Source organism: Enterococcus sp. AZ177, from assembly GCF_050544585.1.
GTDB lineage: Bacteria > Bacillota > Bacilli > Lactobacillales > Enterococcaceae > Enterococcus_L > Enterococcus_L plantarum.
This window is the reverse complement of sequence record NZ_CP172944.1, coordinates 1,803,088-1,826,615: the sequence shown is the minus strand read 5'-3', so window position 1 is coordinate 1,826,615 and position 23,528 is coordinate 1,803,088. Positions and strand designations below refer to the sequence as shown.

Annotated in this window: 21 protein-coding genes and 1 pseudogene; 16 read left to right on the top strand and 6 right to left on the bottom strand. The window is 36.3% G+C overall.

Annotated elements, in window-relative coordinates; all coding sequences use genetic code 11:
• Window positions 1–4: 4 nt before the first annotated feature.
• The 7 genes from IGJ34_RS08900 to IGJ34_RS08870 all read left to right on the top strand — a co-directional run bounded on the left by IGJ34_RS08900 (window position 5) and on the right by IGJ34_RS08870 (window position 6,361).
• The gene (locus tag IGJ34_RS08900) at window positions 5–478 is read left to right on the top strand and encodes a V-type ATP synthase subunit K (RefSeq protein WP_010760283.1); all 474 of its coding nucleotides are present in this window, start codon (window positions 5–7) and stop codon (window positions 476–478) included.
• A gap of 13 nt (window positions 479–491) precedes the next feature.
• Entirely contained in the window at window positions 492–1,073 is a 582-nt protein-coding gene (locus IGJ34_RS08895; RefSeq protein ID WP_069654739.1) for a hypothetical protein, read from the top strand.
• 36 nt (window positions 1,074–1,109) lie between these two features.
• On the top strand, window positions 1,110–2,111 hold the full coding sequence (locus tag IGJ34_RS08890) for a V-type ATPase subunit (protein WP_206834800.1): 1,002 nt from the start codon (window positions 1,110–1,112) through the stop codon (window positions 2,109–2,111).
• Window positions 2,101–2,412, top strand: a complete 312-nt coding sequence (locus tag IGJ34_RS08885; protein ID WP_069654741.1) for a V-type ATP synthase subunit F — start codon at window positions 2,101–2,103, stop codon at window positions 2,410–2,412. The genes IGJ34_RS08890 and IGJ34_RS08885 overlap by 11 nt, the downstream gene beginning before the upstream one ends.
• A gap of 156 nt (window positions 2,413–2,568) precedes the next feature.
• A complete protein-coding gene (locus tag IGJ34_RS08880) occupies window positions 2,569–4,350 on the top strand; it encodes a V-type ATP synthase subunit A (protein ID WP_430597249.1) in 1,782 nt (593 codons plus the stop codon).
• On the top strand, window positions 4,343–5,719 hold the full coding sequence (locus IGJ34_RS08875; protein WP_206834803.1) for a V-type ATP synthase subunit B: 1,377 nt from the start codon (window positions 4,343–4,345) through the stop codon (window positions 5,717–5,719). The genes IGJ34_RS08880 and IGJ34_RS08875 overlap by 8 nt, the downstream gene beginning before the upstream one ends.
• Before the next feature lie 6 nt (window positions 5,720–5,725).
• The gene (locus IGJ34_RS08870) at window positions 5,726–6,361 is read left to right on the top strand and encodes a V-type ATP synthase subunit D (RefSeq protein ID WP_069654744.1); all 636 of its coding nucleotides are present in this window, start codon (window positions 5,726–5,728) and stop codon (window positions 6,359–6,361) included.
• Between the two features lie 46 nt (window positions 6,362–6,407).
• Here the strand turns inward: IGJ34_RS08870 and IGJ34_RS08865 are convergent, their stop codons facing one another.
• Window positions 6,408–7,364 carry a serine hydrolase gene (locus IGJ34_RS08865; protein ID WP_167351526.1) on the bottom strand — a complete coding sequence of 319 codons (957 nt, stop codon included), beginning with the start codon at window positions 7,362–7,364 and terminating at the stop codon, window positions 6,408–6,410.
• Between the two features lie 324 nt (window positions 7,365–7,688).
• Between IGJ34_RS08865 and IGJ34_RS08860 the strand changes: the two genes are divergently transcribed.
• Entirely contained in the window at window positions 7,689–9,224 is a 1,536-nt protein-coding gene (locus IGJ34_RS08860; RefSeq protein WP_430597248.1) for an ABC transporter permease, read from the top strand.
• Between the two features lie 15 nt (window positions 9,225–9,239).
• A complete protein-coding gene (locus IGJ34_RS08855; RefSeq protein ID WP_069654746.1) occupies window positions 9,240–9,899 on the top strand; it encodes an ABC transporter ATP-binding protein in 660 nt (219 codons plus the stop codon).
• Between the two features lie 45 nt (window positions 9,900–9,944).
• Here the strand turns inward: IGJ34_RS08855 and IGJ34_RS08850 are convergent, their stop codons facing one another.
• The 3 genes from IGJ34_RS08850 to IGJ34_RS08840 form a co-directional block, all read right to left on the bottom strand.
• Window positions 9,945–11,840 carry a fructose-bisphosphatase class III gene (locus IGJ34_RS08850; protein ID WP_069654747.1) on the bottom strand — a complete coding sequence of 632 codons (1,896 nt, stop codon included), beginning with the start codon at window positions 11,838–11,840 and terminating at the stop codon, window positions 9,945–9,947.
• A gap of 14 nt (window positions 11,841–11,854) precedes the next feature.
• Window positions 11,855–12,667 (bottom strand): pyruvate, water dikinase regulatory protein, encoded by an 813-nt coding sequence (locus tag IGJ34_RS08845; protein WP_430597247.1) that lies wholly within the window; start codon window positions 12,665–12,667, stop codon window positions 11,855–11,857.
• Window positions 12,668–12,732: 65 nt separating this feature from the next.
• On the bottom strand, window positions 12,733–13,368 hold the full coding sequence (locus IGJ34_RS08840; RefSeq protein ID WP_069654749.1) for a helix-turn-helix transcriptional regulator: 636 nt from the start codon (window positions 13,366–13,368) through the stop codon (window positions 12,733–12,735).
• A 175-nt stretch (window positions 13,369–13,543) separates the two neighbouring features.
• Between IGJ34_RS08840 and ppdK the strand changes: the two are divergent.
• From ppdK to IGJ34_RS08810, 6 genes and pseudogenes are all read left to right on the top strand, one after another.
• Window positions 13,544–16,154: pseudogene (gene ppdK / locus IGJ34_RS08835) on the top strand (pyruvate, phosphate dikinase).
• Between the two features lie 133 nt (window positions 16,155–16,287).
• Entirely contained in the window at window positions 16,288–17,394 is a 1,107-nt protein-coding gene (locus IGJ34_RS08830; RefSeq protein ID WP_083241816.1) for a serine hydrolase domain-containing protein, read from the top strand.
• A 91-nt stretch (window positions 17,395–17,485) separates the two neighbouring features.
• Window positions 17,486–18,787, top strand: coding sequence for a diaminopimelate decarboxylase (lysA, locus tag IGJ34_RS08825; protein WP_069654751.1), 1,302 nt, complete (start codon window positions 17,486–17,488; stop codon window positions 18,785–18,787).
• 259 nt (window positions 18,788–19,046) lie between these two features.
• The gene (locus IGJ34_RS08820) at window positions 19,047–20,015 is read left to right on the top strand and encodes an alpha/beta hydrolase (RefSeq protein WP_430597246.1); all 969 of its coding nucleotides are present in this window, start codon (window positions 19,047–19,049) and stop codon (window positions 20,013–20,015) included.
• 15 nt (window positions 20,016–20,030) lie between these two features.
• Window positions 20,031–20,399, top strand: a complete 369-nt coding sequence (locus IGJ34_RS08815) for an EamA family transporter (protein ID WP_430597245.1) — start codon at window positions 20,031–20,033, stop codon at window positions 20,397–20,399.
• Window positions 20,399–20,743 carry an EamA family transporter gene (locus IGJ34_RS08810; protein WP_240485874.1) on the top strand — a complete coding sequence of 115 codons (345 nt, stop codon included), beginning with the start codon at window positions 20,399–20,401 and terminating at the stop codon, window positions 20,741–20,743. The genes IGJ34_RS08815 and IGJ34_RS08810 overlap by 1 nt, the downstream gene beginning before the upstream one ends.
• A gap of 324 nt (window positions 20,744–21,067) precedes the next feature.
• Here the strand turns inward: IGJ34_RS08810 and IGJ34_RS08805 are convergent, their stop codons facing one another.
• On the bottom strand, window positions 21,068–21,409 hold the full coding sequence (locus IGJ34_RS08805) for a metal-sulfur cluster assembly factor (protein ID WP_069654755.1): 342 nt from the start codon (window positions 21,407–21,409) through the stop codon (window positions 21,068–21,070).
• Window positions 21,410–21,595: 186 nt separating this feature from the next.
• On the bottom strand, window positions 21,596–22,162 hold the full coding sequence (locus tag IGJ34_RS08800; protein ID WP_069654756.1) for a helix-turn-helix domain-containing protein: 567 nt from the start codon (window positions 22,160–22,162) through the stop codon (window positions 21,596–21,598).
• Between the two features lie 301 nt (window positions 22,163–22,463).
• On the opposite strand from IGJ34_RS08800, the gene IGJ34_RS08795 reads away from it, so the two are divergent.
• Window positions 22,464–23,528 (top strand): dipeptide epimerase, encoded by a 1,065-nt coding sequence (locus tag IGJ34_RS08795; RefSeq protein ID WP_430597244.1) that lies wholly within the window; start codon window positions 22,464–22,466, stop codon window positions 23,526–23,528.

The window sequence follows — 23,528 nt, the reverse complement described above, 5'->3', positions numbered from 1 at the left end:
TGATATGATAGATTACTTAATTAACAACAATGGTGGAATTCTTTTTGCAGTATTAGGAATGGCAATGGCGACAATTTTAGCAGGAATTGGTTCTGCTAAAGGCGTTGGATTTACAGGAGAAGCAGCGGCGGCACTAACAACAGAACAGCCAGAAAAATTCGGACAAGCCTTGATCTTACAATTATTGCCAGGGACACAAGGGTTATATGGTTTTGTAATTGCCTTTTTAATTTTTATTAACTTGAATAATGATATGACAATGGTTCAAGGATTGGATTATTTTGTTGCATCATTGCCAATCGCATTTGCTGGTTTATTCTCTGGAATTGCACAAGGACGTGTTGCAGCAGCTGGTATTCAAATTTTAGCTAAAAAACCTGAGCACGCAACAAAAGGGATTATTTACGCTGCTATGGTTGAAACTTATGCGATTCTTGGGTTTGTTATCTCATTCTTACTTGTACTAAATGTGAAGTAAAAGGAGGAAAAACATGGATGCTATTGAAAAAATTGTCGAACAAATTCTTGAAAAAGGGCAAGCAGAAGTTTCAAAAATGAAAAAAGTTGAAATAGATCGTATTGATCGAGAGTATCAAGAACAAGAAGAAGCGCTTTTTTTACAAGAGCGCAAGCTAGTCGAAAAAAACCAGGAACAAACCAATAAATCGTTTAAACAAAAAGAGAATCGCCAACAATTAGAAATTAAGCAAGCAACACTGAACCAAAAGCAAGGCTATCTCGAACTGCTTTTTTCAGAATCTATTGAGCGAATGAATCATTGGACAGAATCTGAATTTCAACATTTTGTTGAACAAATCGTCATTCAATTACCAGTTGAAGGGGAGGCTTACGTAACATTAGGTGAGTTTTCAAAAGATAAGTTGTCCGATCAATGGGTAGTAGAACACTCTAATGATAGAGTGAGGTTGCTACTGGAAAAAGATGTTATTCCAAACGATGGCGGATTTATTGTATCCAAAGAAGGCATTGAATATAACTTCTTATTTTCAAGTCTAGTTCAAGAAATTAAAAAAATGGAAAGTTTTAAAATAGCAGAATTGCTGTTTCAATAAAAGAATTTCTCCACCTTATATGATGGGAGGGTCATAATGAAAGAGACTGCATATAATCAAATTAACCCTTTGATTCGTCTTAAAGAAACAGAACTTTTAAGCAATGCCCAGTATGAACAATTAGTAAATGCGAAAAATTTAGATGAGTTAAAAGATAGTTTAAAAAATACGGTATACGCTACGTACATGACGGACGATTTTGCAGAAAATTTTGAGTATATTTATTCAAAAGAAAAAGGGAAACTTTATGAGTGGCTCTATGAAATGGCACCAGAACCAGAAGTCATCACGATTTATACGTCGAGAGCGACATTTCATAATTTAAAAGTTTTAACAAAAGCAGAGCTAACAGGTCAAAATTTAGACTATTTGTATATTGAGGATGGTCGTTATTCGATAGAAACATTGAAAAGCGCGATTCGTACTCGTGTCTCAACTGAATTACCACAACCGTTAATGAAGGCAGTCCTTGAAGTGTTGGATTATTTTCAGGAATCTTCTACTCTTCAGGCAATCGACATCATTTATGATCGGAATTTTTTAACATTTCAACGACAATTGGCTGAAAAATTAGGGGATAAAGATATCATAGCGGAAGTTACAGCGTTTATTGATTTGACGAATATTTCAACGATGGCTAGAGGAATTCTTCAAGGGCAAAATGAAAATTTTTTGTCTACTGTATTATCTAGTTCAGGAACTATTCCAAAAACAACCTTTTTAAAGTATACGCAAGAATCGTTAGCTGTTTTTACCGATTATGTTCTTAGCACGACATATAGCGGACTTTTAGCGCCGATTGCTTCGGCTGAAACAAAAGAATTAGACTTGATAGCATTTGAAAAAGTCAAAGATGATTATCTAACTAGTATGTATGATAAAGCTAAAATTATGGCTTTTGGCCCATTGCCTTTACTCGCATTTCTAAACGCTAAAGAAGTGGAATGGAAGAATTTACGTTTGATTCTAGTCAGTAAACGAAGTAACTTCCCAGTAGAAGTTGTTAGAGAAAGGATGCGTAGGACAGATGACATATAAAATTGGTGTTATTGGCGATAGAGATTCTGTTATGCCACTCAAACTTTTTGGTTTTGAGGTTGTTTACGCAAGTTCACCAAAACAAGTCAGAGACACAATCGAAGCAATGGCAAAAAATAATTTTGGCGTTATTTTCATTACAGAAGATGCATCGGAATTAGCTGTTGAAACAATCGACCGTTATAAAAGTGACGTTACACCAGCAATTATCTTGATCCCAAGCCACAATGGCTCAAAAGGGATTGGTTTGAAAGAAATTCAAGATAATGTTGAGAGAGCTGTTGGGCAAAATATATTGTAAAAGTTGGAGAATTTTTTTAACTTTACATATAATCTAGCTTCGTAGGCTAGCCTTTTTAAGAAAAGCTAAAATATTCCAATGATAAAATATATCATTAGATTTTTCTTGTCAAGGTTGATCAAGCCCGCTCAGCTTTACTGAATAGGAGGAATGATTTTGCAAACTGGTAGAATTATTAAAGTATCCGGTCCTTTGGTTATGGCTGAGAATATGTCTGATGCAAGTATTCAGGACATTTGTCATGTAGGAGAACTGGGTGTTATAGGAGAGATTATTGAGATGCGAGGAGATGTCGCGTCTATTCAAGTATATGAAGAAACAACTGGAATTGGACCTGGAGAACCTGTAGTAACGACAGGAGAAGCGTTGTCTGTTGAGCTAGCACCTGGTTTGATTTCTGAAATGTTTGATGGGATTCAGCGTCCTTTAGATACCTTTTCGGAAGTTACAGAAAGTAATTTTTTAAGCAGAGGCGTCCAGATTCCGGCGTTGGATAGAATGAAAAAATGGTCATTTGAGCCAACTGTTTCTATTGGAGATGATGTATCCACAGGAGATGTCATTGGATTAGTACAAGAGACAAAAGTGATCCCACATAAAATCATGGTCCCATTTGGTATTAGCGGTGTTGTGAAAGACGTCAAACAAGGGGAGTTCACGATTGAAGAGACGGTTTATATTATAGAAACAGCCACTGGTGTAAAAGAATTTACAATGATGCAAAAATGGCCAGTCCGCCGCAGTCGTCCCATTTTAGAAAAATTAAATCCAGATGTACCGCTTCTTACAGGACAACGTGTTATAGATACTTTTTTCCCGGTGACAAAAGGGGGAGCGGCAGCCGTTCCAGGACCTTTTGGTGCTGGAAAAACAGTCGTGCAACACCAAATTGCTAAATGGGCAGATGTTGATCTAGTTGTTTATGTTGGTTGTGGGGAACGTGGGAACGAAATGACCGATGTATTAAATGAATTTCCAGAGCTGATCGATCCGAGTACGGGGGAATCAGTGATGGAAAGAACTGTCTTGATTGCGAATACCTCTAATATGCCTGTAGCCGCACGTGAAGCATCCATCTATACAGGAATCACAATTGCGGAATACTTCCGTGATATGGGCTATTCTGTAGCTATTATGGCAGATTCCACTTCTCGTTGGGCAGAAGCATTACGCGAAATGAGCGGACGTTTGGAAGAAATGCCTGGGGATGAAGGGTATCCTGCATACTTAGGTAGCCGTTTAGCAGAATATTATGAACGAGCTGGACAAGTGGTGGCTTTAGGCAAAGATCATCGTGAAGGTAGTATTACAGCAATCAGTGCCGTTTCACCATCGGGTGGTGATATTTCTGAACCAGTCACTCAAAATACATTACGTGTTGTCAAAGTGTTCTGGGGATTAGATGCAACATTAGCACAAAAACGTCATTTTCCATCCATAAATTGGCTTCAAAGTTACTCTTTATACGATTCAGAAGTTGGTAAATATTTAGATCAACAACTTCAAGTCAACTGGTCTGAGATGGTTACGGAAGGTATGCGCATTTTACAAGAAGAATCACAACTTGAAGAAATCGTTCGATTAGTTGGGATCGATTCACTGTCCGATAGAGATCGTTTGACATTAGAAGTCGCAAAATCGATTCGTGAAGATTATTTACAGCAAAATGCGTTTGATGACGTTGATACGTTTACCTCAAGAGAAAAACAATATAAAATGTTGTATTTGATTCTGACTTTCTACAAAGAAGGACAACATGCATTGGATCTAGGGGCATATCTATCTGAAATCATGACTGGAACAGTTGGGTTAAGAGATCAAATTGCCAGAAGTAAATATGTACCAGAGGAACAAATCGACCAATTAGATAACTTAGTTGGTGAGATGAAGCAAACATTGAAACAAATTATTGCAGATGGAGGGATGACAAATGATTAAAGAGTATCGTACGATTAATGAAGTTGTCGGCCCCTTGATGATTGTTGAAAAAGTTGAAGGCGTAAAATATGAAGAATTGATTGAAGTTCGTATGCAAAATGGTGAAATCCGTCGTGGTCAAGTACTGGAAATTAACGGTGATAAAGCAATGGTTCAGATTTTTGAAGGAACAAGTGGTATCAATCTTCGTGATTCAAAGGTTCGTTTTTTAGGTCATCCTTTGGAATTGGGTGTTTCAGAAGATATGGTCGGGCGTATTTTTGATGGTTTAGGTCGTCCTAAGGATAATGGACCAGAAATTTTACCAGAAAAAATGGTTGATATCAATGGTGAAGTAATCAATCCAGTTGCTAGAGATTATCCAGATGAATTTATTCAAACTGGTATTTCCGCTATCGATCATTTAAATACTTTGGTTCGTGGACAAAAATTACCTGTTTTTTCAGGTTCTGGTTTGCCGCATAAAGAGTTAGCAGCTCAAATCGCTCGTCAAGCAAATGTCTTAAATAGTGATGAAGAGTTTGCCGTTGTTTTTGCAGCAATTGGTATCACATTTGAAGAAGCTGAATTTTTCATGGAAGATTTCCGTCAAACAGGTGCAATCGATCGGTCTGTAATGTTTATGAATCTAGCCAATGATCCAGCGATTGAGCGAATTGCTACGCCGAGAATGGCATTGACAGCAGCTGAATATTTAGCCTACGAAAAAGGGATGCACGTTCTTGTGATCATGACAGATATGACCAATTATTGTGAAGCGTTACGCGAAATTTCCGCTGCCCGTCGTGAAGTGCCAGGACGTCGTGGATACCCAGGTTATCTTTATACTAATTTAGCCACGTTGTATGAACGTGCTGGCCGTATTCGAGGATTGAAAGGTTCTGTGACGCAGATTCCGATTTTAACAATGCCAGAGGACGATAAAACTCATCCAATTCCTGATCTAACGGGTTATATCACTGAGGGACAAATTATTTTATCTAGAGATTTATATAAGAGTGGAATCCAGCCTCCGATTGATGTGCTGCCATCTTTGTCTCGTTTAAAGGATAAAGGAACCGGTGAAGGGAAGACTCGGATCGATCATGCGCCAACGATGAATCAATTATTTGCAGCATATGCACAGGGAAAACAAGCGAAAGAACTAGCAGTTGTCCTTGGAGAATCAGCATTGTCAGAAGTAGATAAAATTTATGCAAAATTTGCGGATCGTTTTGAAAAAGAATACGTCAATCAAGGTTTTTATGCGAATCGTTCCATCAATGAAACACTTGATTTGGGTTGGGAACTATTGTCAATGCTTCCAAGAACTGAATTGAAGCGTATTAAAGATGATATGCTGGACGAGTATTTGACTGAAGGGGAGTGATCGATTATGACTCGGTTAAATGTGAATCCTACTCGAATGGAACTCTCTCGTTTAAAGAAACAACTTGGAACGGCAAGTCGTGGACACAAATTATTAAAAGATAAACAAGATGAATTGATGCGTCGGTTTATTTTACTTGTGAAAAAGAATAATAAGTTGCGAATCGATGTAGAAGAAAAGTTGACAGAAGCCTTATCTAATTTCGTGTTAGCTAATGCGACATTGAATGAAGCGTTTATCGAAGAACTTGTGGCTGTTCCAGCCGCCGATGTCACACTCGATGTGATTGAAAAAAATATTATGAGCGTAACGGTTCCAATCATGAATTTTCACTATGACGAAACAGTAGCTGAAGCACCACTAAACTATGGTTATCTGAATTCCAATGCAGAATTGGATCATGTTTTTAGTAAAATTTCGACTGTTTTGCCCAAATTGTTGGAATTAGCAGAAGTGGAAAAGACCTGTCAGTTGATGGCTGAAGAAATCGAGAAGACGCGTCGTCGTGTAAATGCGTTAGAATATATGACGATTCCTCAATTAGAAGAAACAATTTACTATATTCAAATGAAATTAGAAGAAAATGAACGTAGCGAAATCACTCGTTTGATCAAGATCAAAAATATGGGTAGTAAAGCATGATAATTTAAAAATAGAGTAACGATAACAGAAGGACGTTATCGCTACTCTATTTTTTTGGGTGCTCATCCCTTTGTATATTCCACAATTGATCTGTAATGGTTGAAATAAATGAGATGCCAGCATCAGTCGGTCCGTTTGTAAACACAGTTAAAATAAATGGATGCTCCGTTTCCAAGATGCCGATGTCATGTAAGAAAGTAGCGTATGAACCGATCTTGTGTGCCACTTTACCTGATGTTGTCGGCGTATCCATACGCTCATGGAAAACGGTATTTTTCATATAATCATAAATTGTTTGATATTCTTGATTGGACGATTTCTCTTCGTATAACATTTTAAGGATTTTTGCAGCATCCTCAGAAGTAAACTTTGCATCGTCCCAATCTGTTTCTTTCTGTAAGAAGTGTGCATAAAGAGCTTTTTTAGCTTCAACATCTCCGCCGAATGTATCGTAAAGCATATTTTTAGCAATATTATCGGAATAAGTAATGTTATACTCCTGTAACGTTCTTAATGAGTAGGTTGGTTGAATGTTATTAATAATAATGCCTGTACCATCCTCATAATCCTCTTTTTCATTGAAGGTCAATTGATCGTCCCATTTTAAATCGCCATTTTGAACTTTGTCAGCAATCATCATTGCTAAAGGAACTTTGATTGTGCTCGCGCTATAGAATTCTTTTGTTCCATTAATTGAAACCTGTTTCCCTGTTGTCAAATCTACGTAAGTCATCCCGACATCTCCATTAAAACTTTTAGCAGTATCGGTCATTATTTGTTCGATCTTATGATAAAAAGCGGTCAGTTCGGGACTGTCCTTTTCCTCAGAAGCAGGGGATTCAACTGTGGAAGCCGATGTATTTTTTATTGGAGCAGTAATTTTTTCACTCGTTTCCGTTTCGTTTGCGTAATCTACTGTATGAGTAGAAAAAAAGAACGAAACAATCAAAAAGAAACAAATAGAGAAAATCATCCCATATAGAGTCATTTTCTGCTTTTTCAAATCGCGTTCGTTCCTTTCAAAATTTTAGAATCGTCATGATTAGAACAAAAAATCATTATAGAAAATGTATCGCCTATAAATAATTTAGCTAAAAATACGACCACAACCATTTAATCACTTTTTCTATGGATTTGCAAGGTTCGTTTTAGTGGGAATGGATAAATAAAATTCTCTTTAAGGTTTGTTTAAGGTAAGGAGAATAAAGTAATACCTGTTCACGAGTACTTTCAAATGAAAGCATGTAAGAAACAAAGCATAAGCTTGAAAGTCTCTGTTATAGTCAAACAGGCTATCTTACCTATATTTAAGGAGGAATTAAAGTCCATGAATTTTATCAAACGTGCAATGTTAAGTATGAAGACAAAGAAAGGGCGAACATTTCTATTATGTGCTGTCTTTTCAGCTATTTTGATTTTTGTTTTAGCTGGTTTAACGATTCAAAGTGCAGCTTTGACTGCAACAGAAAATGCTAAAAAAAGTGTAGGTGCAACAGTTACTTTGTCAGCTAATCGAGAAGCGGCGATGAAAAAAAGCCAAGAAGGGACCACAGGGGAAAAACCAAATCCAGGTAGTTTTAGTTTAACACCCGTTTCTTTAACTCAAGCAGAAAAGATAGCTAATTTGACTAATGTAAAATCGTATTCATTTTTATCTTCATCTTCTGCAGGAGCAGGAGAGGGCATTACCCCAATTTCTACTGAATCCGACAGTGAGACTACAACTTCATCGGCAGACAGTAATGATCAAACGAGCAGTGAAGTTGAAGGTGCACCTCAAGCTGGTGGACGAATGGGTGGAGGACCAACGTCTGACATGAATGAAAGTGATTTTCAGGTAAGTGGTGTTATGAATTTGTCAATGACAAGTAACTTTTCTGATGCTACCTCTGAAATGACTAGCGGTGAAGCGATCAATGATTCAGACAAAGACACAAATAATGTGGTGATCGAGCAAACTTTAGCTGATGCAAATGAGCTAAAAGTCGGTGACACATTTAAGGTGACAGATCCAGAAAATAATACAAAAACTTATGAAGTAAAGATTAAAGGGATTTATAAAACTACTGAAAATGGTGACAGTATGGGGATGATGTTTAATTTTTTAAATCCAGCCAATACGTTGTATACATCTTATACATTTGCGAATACTTTAAAAGGTGATGATGCAAAAGATACCATTGACTCAGCTTCGTACACATTAGACGATCCCAAACAAATGGATACGTTTGTTAAAGCTGCAGAAAAAGTGATCGATACAGAAAGTTATAGTCTGCAAACAAATGATCAAGCCTACCAACAAATGCTACAACCGTTAAACAATGTTGCGAGCTTTGCCAAAAATATTGTTATTTTAGTTGCTGCAGCTGGCGTTATTATATTGACGTTGATCGTGATGATGACAATTAGAGAACGACGTTATGAAATCGGCGTATTATTATCACTTGGAGAATCTCGATTCAAGGTTGTTTTACAATTTTTTAGCGAAATCATTATTTGTATGTTTGTCGCGCTAGTAATTGCAACCTTTAGCGGAAATATTGTAGGAAATGTAGTTGGTGAGCAGTTGATCAACCAACAAACAGAATCGGTTCAACAATCTGTAAATAATCAAGGCCGACCAACTGAAAAAGATGGTAGAGGCGGTGAACAAAGACAAGGAGGACCAGCTGCCGGTGGTATGAGTAGAATGGGTGCTAGTTCCGCAGAAGCAGCGAAAGCAATCGAAGAATTAAAGATTTCTGTTCAACCAAAAGAAATCGCAACATTAGCTGGATTAGGATTGTTAATCAGTTTCTTCTCGATTGTATTGTCATCTATTGGAATTTTAAGACTACAGCCTAAAAAAATCTTAACCACATAGAAAAGAGGGAATGGAATGTTACAAACAAAAGACGTAGGATATTGGTATAAAAATGAAGATGAATTTCTCTATAAGAATGTAAATTTAGAATTTCAACGTGGAAAGATGTATGCTATTTTAGGAGCAAGTGGGTCTGGCAAGACAACGTTTCTTTCATTAATAGCAGGATTAGACGTGCCTAAGACAGGAACAATTCTTTACAACGGAGATGCGCTCACCAAAATCGGTTTAAGAAACTATCGAAAAAGCGATGTATCAATTATATTTCAAGCATATAATCTATTGCCTTATATGTCAGCATTAGATAATGTTTTAACTGCAATGGCGATTTCTAGCTCAAAACAAGATGATAAGAGAGCGTATGCGTTGGAAAATTTAGCTAATGTAGGGATTGATGAAATACTTGCTAAGAAGAATGTGAATCAGCTCTCTGGAGGTCAACAGCAACGTGTAGCAATCGTTAGAGCACTATGTTGTGATCATGAACTTATTGTAGCGGATGAGCCGACTGGTAATTTAGATGAAAAGACGTCAAAAGATATTGTTCAGTTATTTCAAAAAGTAGCGCATGATCAAAAAAAATGTATTATTATCGTGACACATGAACAAGAAGTAGCAAAAGCATGTGATGAAGTCTATGAATTAAAAAATCAAGCTTTTGAATTGATCGAGTAAAAATAAGAACTAAAGTGTAAATCAATACGCTTTAGTTCTTATTTTTTATTTAGAAGGAGAAAGTTTATTATGACTTAATTGTTGGTTTAGTTTTCTAGTTTCATCGATTAGTGATAGACCAATTGTGGTATCTTTTACTTTTAATCGCGTTAATTGGCGATCAACAATTTGCCGTGTAGAAATGATATCATCGTTGTTTTCAATCGTTGTTTTTTTATCGGAAAAAGGTTTATGAGCAGCTAGTTGCATACCAAAAGAATTATATAAAAGAGTATAGCCGCCAATTCCCGTTATTTTTTGGTAGGATTTTGAAAAGCCACCATCTATAACGATCATTTTACCAGCGGCTTTGATTGGAGATTCTCCTTTGATCAGTTTAACGGGAGTATGTCCATTGATGATATGTGCATCTGAATCAGTAATAGAAAAGGCTTTTAAAATACGTTGACATACTTCAGCGTTATTTCTTAGGTCATAGTAAGGATTCTTTTCTTCCACATGGGTTTCACTATCTTCGATAAAATAACGTTCAAAGGTCTTCATCGCTTTTTTTCCAAAGAGAGAAGAACTTTCACCGCACCACAGGTACCAAACAATATCAGTTGAAAAATCTTCGCTTTTCCACGGTTCTTCAAAAGCTTGTTTGATATTTACCTCAAAGAAATCGAGTAAGCTTTTGCCAGCATAGCATTTTCCGTTAAAGACCATAGATTGAAACGTGCTATCTTTATTTAGGGGAATACAACCGTGAATCAATAAATTGTGATTGTACGAAAGGTAAAGCGAGCCTTTTTCAACAAGAAAAGTCATCTGTTGCTTCAACTTTTTAGCGTGTTGAAATTGGTCCATTAGATCGTTTACAATCATTTCTTCTTCCTCAGACAATTGATAAGGATCACACCAATCAATTGTTTGAAAACAGGAATTGACCAACTTGTAGGATTGACCATCAACTAAAATCTGATTATCAGATATTTTATCTAAGAGCAAACGGTGATCCATTTGAAATTCTGGGCGACGTTTGATCAGTTGACCTTCAAGTTTCTCTTGAATGATCGCCATTGATTGTTGAATTTTCATAGCATCAGTTACTTCTGAAATTCTAAGTTTCCTATAAGGATTTTTCTTAGGCATAAATTGACTATTGTCCAGATATGTTTTGCGACTGTATGATTTTAGCAAATTCAAATCAATCCCATAGGCATCCTCTAGAAGGTCAAGATTACCATAGCGAGCACAAATACGTAAGACATTGGCCAAACAAGCTTTTGAACCACTCATGGCGCCTAGCCAGATGATATCATGATTTCCCCATTGAATATCAAGAGAATGATATCCAATCAAAGTGTCCATGATTTTATCAGGATATGGTCCCCGATCAAAAATATCTCCGATTACATGAAGGTGGTCGATCACAAAGCGCTGAGTTAGATAAGCTAGATCTGTTATAAATCGTTCCCCTTCACCAAGGTCAATGATTTTTTGAATGATTTGTTTGTAGTATGCCTTTTTATTGGTGGTTTCATCATATTGATAAATCAATTCCTCTAAAATATATGCATAAGTTTGAGGCAATGCTTTGCGAACTTTAGAGCGAGTGTATTTACTTGATGAAAAACGAACAACAATCAAAAGATAGTTAATGGTTTCAAACCACCAATTGTCAGAGAGTGATTGCTGAACTGTCAAAGACTGAATTTTTTCTTCAGGATAATAAATCAAAAAACACAGTTCATCTATTTGCTCCTCTGAAAGCACTTGATTAAAAAGAGTTGTAACCTTGTCACGAATACTCCCAGAGCCATTTCTTAAAATATGGTTGAACGCTTCAAATTCTCCATGAAGGTCACTGATAAAATGTTCAGTTCCTTTGGGTAAATTCAAAATAGCTTCTAAATTTATAATTTCAGCAATTAGTTCATTAGAGCGAGCGTTATTCATAGTGGGACTCCTTGTTATTTATTTTGGGTTAAGTCTTCGATGATGGTTGTTGTTTCTTCAATCGATTTCTTATCAACATTTATCACAAGAGCGTTGTATTTTTCGAAAATGCTAGTAGCATAGTCTAGTTCTTCTTGAATTCGATCGGCATTCGTGTAGGCTGAATCTTCTTTTAAGCCTAATGAATGTAAACGAGATTTACGGATGTTCATCAAACTATCAATACTAGTTGTTAAACCAATGATTTTTTTAGGATTGATTTGATCCAATTCAGCTGGTAAAGGAACTTCTGGAATCAATGGTAAATTGGCAACTTTATGATTTCGGTTAGCCATGTACATGCTTAATGGTGTTTTAGACGTACGAGAAACACCCAATAATACATAATCAGCTTCTAAAAAGCCCTTTGAATCTTTGCCATCATCGTATCTGACTGCAAATTCGATGGCTGAAACTCGGCTGAAATATTGCTCGTTCAATTTATGGATGGCACCTGGTTCTTGTAATGGTTGAATGCCAAACGTTCCTTCCACAATCTCACTTAGTGGGCTCATGTAATCGACAAACTGTAATCCAGTTCGTTGAGCAAAGTCTTTGACTAAAAGTACTAGTTTTTTATTCACTAATGTCGTAACAACAACAGCTTTGTCATGTAAAGCGTCTCTCAAAATAGGTTTCAATAATTCTTCATCTGTGATAAATGGAAAACGTTGAATATCGCTCATATCAATACTCGGGTACTGAGCTGAGACGGCTGAAATGATTTTTTGAGCCGTTTCTCCAACTGAATCTGATACTAAATAAATATTGATTTTTTTTTTTTGCATGTATGCACTCTCCTAATTTTTGAGGTTTGATACGTGAGTATTTTTTATTTCATTCTCACAGATCATCAATAGTTTTCTTTTTCAATATCGTTGCCAGCATGAATAAAGTAAGACATTATTCTAGTTTTTGTCACTTTTCCTATGACTTTCTTCGGTTGATTGGTTTCAACAACGGGTATGGTGTCGATATTGTGTTGCATCAAAAGACTACCGGCTTCTAAAATCGTGCGATCACGATGGATCGTGATGATGTTTGGCATGCGACTCATAATCATCGCAACGGGTGTCTTTTCAGTATTAGGATTACTAATAGCAGCACGTAGTAAGTCTTTACGTGATAGAACACCAATCAATTCATCATTGTCATCTTTAACATATAATGAACCAACATCGTACATAAATAAATTTGTGACAGCGTCATAAACCGTTGTACTTTGATGGATAAGTATTGGCGGCAGCATAATATCTTCGACTGTTTTTTTGTAGAGTCTTTCATAAAGTAAGGGCTCAATTGCCTGACCCGTATAAAAATAACCAACTTTTGGTCTAGCATCAAGCAAACCAGTCATCGTCAAAATAGCTAAATCACTTCGCAGGGTTGCTCGGCTTAAACCAAGTGTTTTTGCAATATTATCACCACTGATTGGTTCATTTTCCTTAACGATCTTGATGATCTCCAATTGTCTTGAGGTAAGTTTCATTTTATCGACCTACTTTCTTAATATGACACACTAATTATTATATATTTCTTATAAAAATAAAGCAACAATAAAAATAAGCCATACTAATACAAGTTGACAATGAATAATACACACTATATAATCGTTTTTAAGTTAAATGTGATACACTATAAAACGCGAAAAGGAGAATTTTTTTATGAGATATGTAATTGATTTTTCAGAGGGTAGTAAAGAACAAGCCGATTTATTAGGAGGTAAGGGGGCAAATTTAGCTGAAATGACAAAAATGAATCTCCCGGTTCCAACAGGATTTACGATCACAACTGAAGCTTGTTTAGAGTACTTAAAAAAGAAGGAAACGATGTCAACGGATATTCACTCAGAAATACATCAACATGTTTTGAGTATGGAGGAACGAACGAAGAAGAGATTAGGCGACTCTTCAGAACCCTTGTTAGTTTCTGTGAGAAGTGGTTCAAAATTCTCAATGCCTGGTATGATGGACACTATTTTGAATTTAGGGTTAAATGATGAAACGGTTTTAGGATTAAGTCAAAAAACAGGTGATAGTCGTTTTGCTTTTGATTGTTATCGGAGACTTCTTCAAATGTATGGTGACGTCGTTTGCGGGATCGATAAAAATCGCTTTGATCAACAGCTTGAATTTTACAAAGAGAAAAAAGGATACCTATTAGACTCTGAGATGCAAGCGAAAGATTGGCAAAAATTGGTAGCGGTGTATAAAAATATTTTTCTTGAGGTAACACATCAAGCATTCCCACAAGATCCATACGAGCAATTAATGTCAGCTGTGGAAGCTGTTTTTCGTTCATGGGATAACCGTAGAGCGGTTACTTACCGTCGTTTACACGATATATCTGATTCATTGGGAACGGCAGTCAATATTCAAGAGATGGTTTTTGGCAATTTTGGTGTCAAAAGTGGGACAGGTGTTGCATTCACTAGAAATCCTGCAACAGGAGAGAAAGGAATTTTCGGTGAATTTTTATTAAATGCCCAAGGAGAAGATGTCGTTGCCGGTATACGAACACCTAAACCAATCAGTGCACTTGAAACGTTGATGCCAGATGTTTATCAAGAATTTTTAACGTTGAGCCATTTGCTGGAAAGTCATTACAAAGATATGCAAGATATCGAATTTACGATAGAGAATGGGCAGCTTTATCTTTTGCAAACTAGAACTGGAAAACGAACGGCTAAATCCGCGTTTAAAATCTGTATTCAGTTAGTTGAAGAAGGCATAATATCAAAAAATGAAGCGATCAAACGAATTAATCCAACGATGATCACTCGGTTACTTTATCCTGTTTTTGAACCAAATGAACTAAAAAATGCGGTGGTTTTTGCGAAAGGGTTACCTGCCGGCCCAGGTGCTGCTAATGGGGCTGTTTATTTTACAGCAGAACAAGCAAAAAAAGCGAGCGAACAAGGTGAAAAAGTTATTTTGATCCGTCAAGAAACCTCTCCTGAAGACATTGAAGGTATGGTGGTAAGTGAAGCAATCGTGACTTCTAGAGGTGGAATGACTTCTCATGCGGCTGTCGTAGCCAGAGGAATGGGGGTTTGTTGTGTTGTTGGGTGTGAAGAAGTCTATGTAGATCAGTTTTTAACACAAGCAAGAGTAGGCGATGTTTTAGTCCGTCAAGGAGATACCATTTCAGTCGATGGAACAACAGGAACCATCTATCTTGGTAGCATTCCGTACATTGAAGGGGATGAATGGCAGTTATTAAAAACCGTCACGAACTGGGCAAAAGAAGGAGCAAGTATCGATGTTAAGGCGAATGCAGAAACGCCAACCGACATTAAAACAGCCCTGAAATTAGGTGCACATGGAATTGGTTTAGTAAGAACAGAGCATATGTTTTTCGGAGAAGAAAGAATAAGTGAAATGCGTAAAATGATTCTTGCGGAAAACAAGCAAGCACTGCTGTCTCCTTTAGAGCGACTTAAAGAATTTCAAAAAAATGATTTTCGTGCAATGTTTACTGTATTGAAAGAAAAATCTTGCACGATCCGCTTGCTAGATCCACCGTTGCATGAATTTTTACCACAGACAGAAGGAAGACATCCTTCATTTAGCAAATGCAACACAACGCACAACCAGTGAAATTAAGCATCGTATTGAAGAACTACACGAGCAAAATCCTATGCTTGGACATCGTGGTTGTCGTTTAGCTATTACAACCCCTGAAATCTATGAAATGCAGGTAGCGGCCATTATTGAAAGCGCAATAGAAGTTAGTCAAAAAGATGCAACACTAAATATTGCACCAGAAATCATGATTCCTCTAATCGGTAGTAAAGAAGAGCTAGCATTTCTAAGAAAGCACTTAGAGCAAACCATCCAAACGATTTTTGCCAAAATGGACCAAATTATTCCGTATAAAATTGGGACGATGCTAGAGATACCTAGAGCTTGTTTAACAGCTGGAAAAATAGCTGAAGTTTCTGATTTTTTCAGCTTTGGAACGAATGATTTAACGCAATTGACATATGGTTTTTCACGTGATGATTCTGGTAAATTTATCGGAGTCTATCAAGATAAACTGTTAGTAAAAGAAGATCCATTTCAGCACATCGATGAAGAAGGCGTGGGTACCTTGATGAAAATGGCTGTAGATAAAATTAGAGCGTTTGATCCGACGATTAAAATCGGCGTCTGTGGTGAAGTAGGCGGAGACCCTCAAACGATTCACTTTTTGAAAAAAATGGGTGTAGATTATATCTCTTGTTCACCATATAGAATTCCAGCTGCTATATTGACGATTGCCCAAGAACTATAAAAAAAGAGAAGGGCTAAGATGACTTTTAAAGCGGTTGTTTTAGTCCTTTTTTAATTCTTTTTTCTTAGGAGTCTGCTTTTTTTCAGTAGATGGTATAATTTATTGAACGTGGCTCAAGAAAGAAGGGAACGAGATGGGAATGCGGTGGAAATGGTCCATTGCAGGAGGGGTGGTTTTATTACTTATGCTCCTGTTAGCGAGTTGGTATTTTAATAAAGAAAATCGTGTTTTTGTAAATCATTTATCAGAAAAGCAACAACTGAATCAAAAAGACGATATTGCGAGCTCTGACAATAAAAATAAAATCAATCAGATAATCAATAAAGCCCATTTTCAAGGTTCGGCTTTGCTTGTCAAAAAAGATCAGATTTTTTATCAACAAAGTTACGGATATGCAGATGCACAGAATAAGCGTCCAAATAAAAAAGATGGTATTTTTCCAATTGCTTCTTTACAGAAAATAATCACAGGCGCGCTTATTTTAGAGTTGGTGAAAGAAGGAAAACTTACATTAGATACTACTTTAGATCGTTTTTATCCGGAAATCACCTCAAGTCAGACAATTACGATTCAGCAATTGCTTGATCACAATTCAGGTATTAGTATGGCAGAAGAAGAACCTGAAACGCTTTTGATCAATCAGGAAACCCAGATAAATCATGTTTTAGCAACTTTGATTGTGGTAGAAAGTAAAGAGTTTCATTACACTAATAGTAACTATACCTTGCTTGCTGGCATTATTTCCAACGTAACAGGACAACCCTATGATCAAGTTGTGCAAAAAAGAGTAATCGATAAGTTGTCATTGAAACATACTTATTTTTGGGACGATTTACCAAAAAAAGAAACAATACCGATTCCTTATTTTTATAGAGAAAAGGATTACCAAGCGGATCCTTCACCTGCAAATGAAAAATTATTTTCTAGTTTGTTAGGTGCTGGTAATATGTATATGTCAACGAAAGACTTTTGGGTCTTTCTTCAAAGTTTAACCAATGGGAAACTTTTTGACCAAGATGAATATGAGCAACTTGCAAATGTTAAGGCACAAGGGTATCAGTCAGGGATGATCTATTATGATGGCCTGAAATATTCAGAAGGTAGTTTAGGTGGTTATGGAACAATTATTTATGGCGATCAGGGGAATAAAAATCTGGTCATTCTTTTTGGAAATCAACCGGCAAAAGATGGGATGAAAGGGTTAGGGGAAGAGTTATATAAACAATTACTAAAAATGTAGGTTACCTTTTTAGAAATGAGTGAAAAAGAGATAGGAAGTTTTTCATTTTTATGCTATTATTTTTAATAAATCCATTGAAGAAGGTGAAGAGATGCCACTATTAGTTGGAACGGCAGAATTTAACGAACAAGAGCATTTAACGATTGGTGGATGTGATACCGTTCGTTTGGCTGAGAAATATGGAACGCCATTATTTGTCTATGATGTTGCCCATATTCGAGAACGTGCAAGAGGGTTTAAACAAACGTTTAACTCTTTAGGCGTAAAAAATAAGGTTATATACGCAAGTAAAGCATTTTGCTGTTTAGCAATGTATAAACTTTTAGAAGAAGAAGAACTTGGGTGTGATGTGGTTTCTGCTGGAGAAATCTTTACGGCAATTAAGGGTGGTATGTCACCTAAGAATATAGAATTTCATGGAAATAATAAGACTAAAGAAGAACTACTCTATGCAGTTGAACAAGGTGTAGGGATGATCATTATTGATAATTTTTATGAAATTGAGCTATTAAGTGCTATTTTAAAAGAAACTGGGAAGAAACAACACGTCATGTTTCGTATTACACCAGGTGTAGATGCCGAAACGCATGAATATATCTTAACTGGACAAGAAGATTCTAAATTTGGTTTCGATGTAAATAGTGGACAAGCAACTCAAGCACTAGAAAAAATTTTGGCTGATGAGCGTTTAATTTTAAAAGGAGCTCATTGTCATATAGGTTCACAAATTTTTTCTGCTGAAGGGTTTTTAGCTGCTGTTGAAAAAATGTTACTCATCTTAAATGACTGGAAAAAAGCATTTAACTATACGGTCGATGTTTTAAATATGGGCGGTGGTTTTGGTGTGCAGTATACAGAAGCAGATGATCCACTAGAACCAGAAGCATTTGTTAAAGCTATCGTCAATGCAGTAAAAGGGCAGTGCGAATTGTTAGATTATACATTTCCTGAAATCTGGATTGAACCTGGTCGGAGCATTATCGCCGAAGCAGGCACAACGATTTATACAGTTGGCTCACAAAAAGTCATTCCAGATGTACGTCACTATGTATCAGTAGATGGTGGAATGGGGGATAATATTCGTCCTGCTTTATACGATGCAATTTATGATGGATTTTTAGCAAACAGAATTAGTAAAGAGACGCCAGAAGAAATGAGAATTGTCGGTAAATATTGTGAATCGGGAGATATTTTAATTAAAACTATCGAGTTGCCTCCTCTAAAACCAGAAGATTTATTTGCTATGACAAGCACAGGGGCATATGGTTACTCAATGGCAAATAATTATAATCGTAATCTAAAACCTGCTGTTGTTTTTGTAGAAAACGGTCAAGATAAACTCGTGATTCGTCGCGAAACGTATGAAGATTTGATTGCATTGGATTGCGAATAATAAGAATTTTAAGAGGTTGGGACAACGTGTTCATTTTCAATCCATTTCTAGGTGCTAAAGCAATAAGAATTTGATGTGATAGAAGCAAAGCACGGTAGTTGCTTCTGCTTTCACTGTTTGTCCGGATTCCTTAGGTGTAGGGTGTGACTCGTAGAGTCATATCCTACACCTTTTTTGTTTTGAGTACATTCATACTCTTTTTCTTAAATAAGAGTATAATTAAATAAGGAATTAAATTTTCAGAATAGAGGTGTCTCGTTTGATATGGATTGTATTGATTCTAGTTGTTTTTGCGATTTTGATTATTGGAATTTCCATTTATGCAGCGAATTTTTTCTTAAATGTAGCACTTTTTAGACATAACAATTGGTATGACAAGACAGGGCATAAAATGATGAATCCAGATAATTTTAATAAAGGAAAATCTCATTATGACCTTACTGAAGAGAAACAAAAGCAGCAAGGGGACATATTTTGGCAACAATCATTTGCAAAAGATCATTGGATAGAAACAGACGGAGAGAAACTATATAGTCGCTTGATCATTCCGCATCCTGAAAGTAAAAAATGGGTAATCTGTGTTCATGGTTATCGTTCGTTTGGACAGCGCGATATGGCCTATGTTGCCTCTAAGTTTTCAGAGCAACAATATAATATTTTGGTTCCTGATTTAAGAGCACATGGCAAAAGCACAGGAAATATCATTGGAATGGGGTGGCTTGATCGTTTAGACTTATTAAAATGGGTTCAAGAAGTGATTGCATTTGAACCGACAGCAGAGATTGTGTTGTTTGGCGGTTCGATGGGGGCCTCAACAGTGATGATGACAAGTGGAGAATCTTTGCCAAAAAATATAAAAGGACTAGTGTTAGATTGTGGGTATTCCTCGGTCTATAGCGAGTTTGGTGCTATGTTACGATCGGCATTTAAATTACCCGCATTTCCGATTTTGACAATTGCCAATGTATTAGCAAAAAAGAAAGTAGGCTATTCACTTAAAGAAGCTTCTTCTGTCGCGCAGTTGGCTAAGAATAAGTTGCCGATATTATTTATTCATGGTACTGGGGACAAGTTTGTTCCTCATCAAATGCTCTATGAAAATATAGAGGCAACTACAGGGGTGAAGGAAAGTTTGATTATTGAAAAAGCGCCGCATTTGTCTTCTTTTATCTATGAACCAGAACATTATTTTGCGACTGTTTTTGAATTTATTCATCGTTATTGTTAGGAGAGGAGAAATCATATGGATGCTAGAAATAAACAACAAAAGTTGAGCTTAGGGATTCTGTTGATTCTTATTGCGGCTACATTGAGTAGTTTAGGTCAGTTGGCGTGGAAATTTGGTGCTGATGGCACGGGGAGTTATGCACTCTTTTTATATGCGATTGGTTTCGTAGCTGCCGGTGCTGGGATGTTTTTTATGATGGTGGCGTTCCGCTACGGTGAAGTCTCTATTTTACAACCAATGATGAGTTTGGGTTTTGCGCTGTCAATCGTTTTAGGGGCATTATTTTTAAATGAACATATTACGTGGTATAAAATATTAGGAACAGGATTTATCATTATAGGTTCGATTCTTTTAGGCATTGAAGTAAACGAGGAGAAAATATGATGGATTACGCAGCAATTTTGACGATTTTGGTCATTACAACCTTCTCAGGCAGTGCAGGTGCGTTGGCTTTGAAAAAAGGGATGAATGATCTGCCCCAATTAAGTCTCAAATTGGTATTGAGGAATGGTTGGATTTATTTAGGGTCATTTTTGTACATTTTAAGTGCTGTAACTAATATTGTTCTATTAAAATTTTTAGACTATTCAATTGCTTTTCCCATGACATCATTGACATATGTTTGGACCGTTATTATTAGCTATTTTATTTTCAAAGAAAAACTGAGTATTCGAAAAGTTCTAGCTGTGATTTTGATTATTATTGGCGTTTTTATTATCAGTCAGTAAAGCGTGTCATTGGTAATGAAATCATTCTAGTTGTAGTATGGATTTATAAACAACAGGAGGGTTATTATGACCGTTAAATCAAAAGGAATGGACAAAATCAAATTATTGCAGGCTGTAACAACAATTGTTACGGGAGTCATCATGTTAAATGCTGTATTGAAAGCAAACAAAAAATAAATAGGTTTATTGAAAGGTGTTACTGCAAATGCTCTTGTAATGGGCATTTACAGTAATGCTTTTTTTTGCAATACGTACTGAAAGTAAAAAGAGAGTCAGAGTGATTATGTTTCATCACCTTGACTCTTGCTACTGACTATTAAAGATTTAACGAATACCCAAAGCGATTCGAGCATAACGTGACATTTTATCCGTTGTCCAAGCTGGATACCAAACCAATTTCACCTCTGGATTTTTTACTTCTGGAATTTCTTTTAATGCTTCATGGATCTGTTCAGTCAGGACATCAGCTAAGGGACACCCCATAGTAGTTAAAGTCATCTTGACAACAGTATCGCCATTTTGTGCAAAGTCAATTTCATAAATCAATCCTAAATTAACGATATCGATTCCAAGTTCAGGATCGATTACGGTTTCCAGAGCGGTTAAAATTTGTTCCTTGATATCTTCAATTTCTTCAGCAGACCATTCTTGGTTTAGTTCAGTCATTGTATCTACTCCTTTTTGTAGTCGTCCGATGACTCTATATGAATTACTTCGTATGAGCTTACACGGCACCCCTTTACAGTTTGTTCTTTCCATATGATACCTTTTTTTAAATGCTTTGTAAATGAGAATCTTTTTCAATAAAAAGGGATTGGTCAGTGCAATTAGTTGGGGATTGCTGACGAAAATTTAAAATTGCATAGTAAACAGCATCAACTCATTTTCGGTTGCATTTACGATATTATGTTGCGTATAGGCTTCTAAAAATATCGCATCTCCCTCATGTAAAATAAGAACGTCATCTTTTAGTTCGATGGTTGCTTCTCCTTTTATAACGTAATTGATCTCACAAAGATTATGTGCAATTTTTTTACCACTTGATGATGATTGCGCATCAATATAAATTTTTGAGATGACCATATTATTTGTATGTACTGGTAAATTAAACAAAGTATCATAATACGTTGAGTTTGTTTGCCATGGATTATAAATTGTACCAGAAGAGTTTCGAATAACTTTGTATCCATTTTTAGAGGGTTCATTATCTTGCATAACCTGAGGTGCTTCATTGGCTAAAAGTGAAGCCACAGTAACACCAAGTGCGTCAGCAATTTTTCTCAATGCTTCAAGTGACGGGCGATTAATACCGCGTTCAATTTGCGACAAGAAGCTGGCGGAGTATCCTGTCTTTTCACCTAGTTCAGTCAAAGTGATCCTTTGTTCTTTCCTTAAATTCTTGATTTTCCTAAATTCCATTTATAGCCGTCCTTTGTTTAGAGTCCTTTTTTTCTTCATATTATCTCGGATTCATCAAAAAATTACAAGTACTTACTATTTGATTAAAAAAAACACACTATAATCTCATTATTATGTTGACATTTACATAGAGTAAACTTAAAATTGTAACCAATAATTCAATTTTTGTAGAAGAAATTAATTCAAAATTAAAAAAAGTGTATTTATTGTTCCCTTTAGGTTGATTTAGTTTTTTTGAGAATAATTAGAATTTAGTATAAAAACAAGCTGTCGGATTAAAGTGAATATTGGGGGAAATGAATTGAAAATAACAAAAATCAACGTAGCGCCAAAATCAGTAAAGTTAAAAGAACCAATCACGATTTCGTTGGGAACGATTGACCATTCAATGAGTGCAATAGTTGAAATTGAAACAGATGAAGGAATTATAGGCTATGGTGAAGGGTCACCAGGAATTTTAATTACAGGTGAAACACTAAAAGGAACAGCAGAATGTATTCAATTATTTGAAAAGCAATTAATAGGTGTTGATCCCTTAGATACTGAGAAAATTCATAGTTTAATGAATTCTGTGGCGGCACTTGCGCCTTCTGCGAAGACTGCGGTCGATATTGCTTGTTATGATTTATTTGGAAAAAAGGCAAATCTGCCCGTTTATAAACTTTTAGGCGGTTTTGATTCGAATGTCAGGACAGATATGACCATTGGAATCGATGATCCAGAAAGAATGGCTGAAAAAGCAAAATTAGCAGTTTCACAGGGGTTTGACACTTTAAAAATCAAAGTAGGAACAGGTTTTACAGCGGATATCGCTCGCATTAAAACAATCAGAGATGCGGTTGGTTCTAATATAAATCTGCGTTTAGATGCTAATCAAGCTTGGAAGCCGAAAGAAGCTGTCAATACTATTAATCATCTATCACAGTATGGAATTGAATTAGTAGAACAGCCAGTGGCTTATTACGATATTGAAGGGCTGACTTTTGTTACAAATAATGTATCAACACCCATCATGTCAGATGAAAGCTGTTTTAATTCCAAAGATGCGTTGCGTTTGATTAAAGCACGTGCTGTTGACTTTGTGAATATTAAATTGATGAAGTGTGGTGGGATTCATGAAGCCCTTAAAATCAATAGTATTTGTGAAGCAGCTGGAGTCGAATGTATGATTGGATGTATGGTAGAAGAAACAAATATTGGTGTGACTGCCGCAGCTCATTTAGCGGCAGCAACTAAAAACATCACGAGAGCAGATTTAGATGCAACCTTTGGACTGAATGAAGTGGCAATACCTGGTGGTGTAGGATTGGAAGCTACTAGTCTAATTTCATTATCTGATAAAGCTGGTTTAGGTTTGAGTAAATAA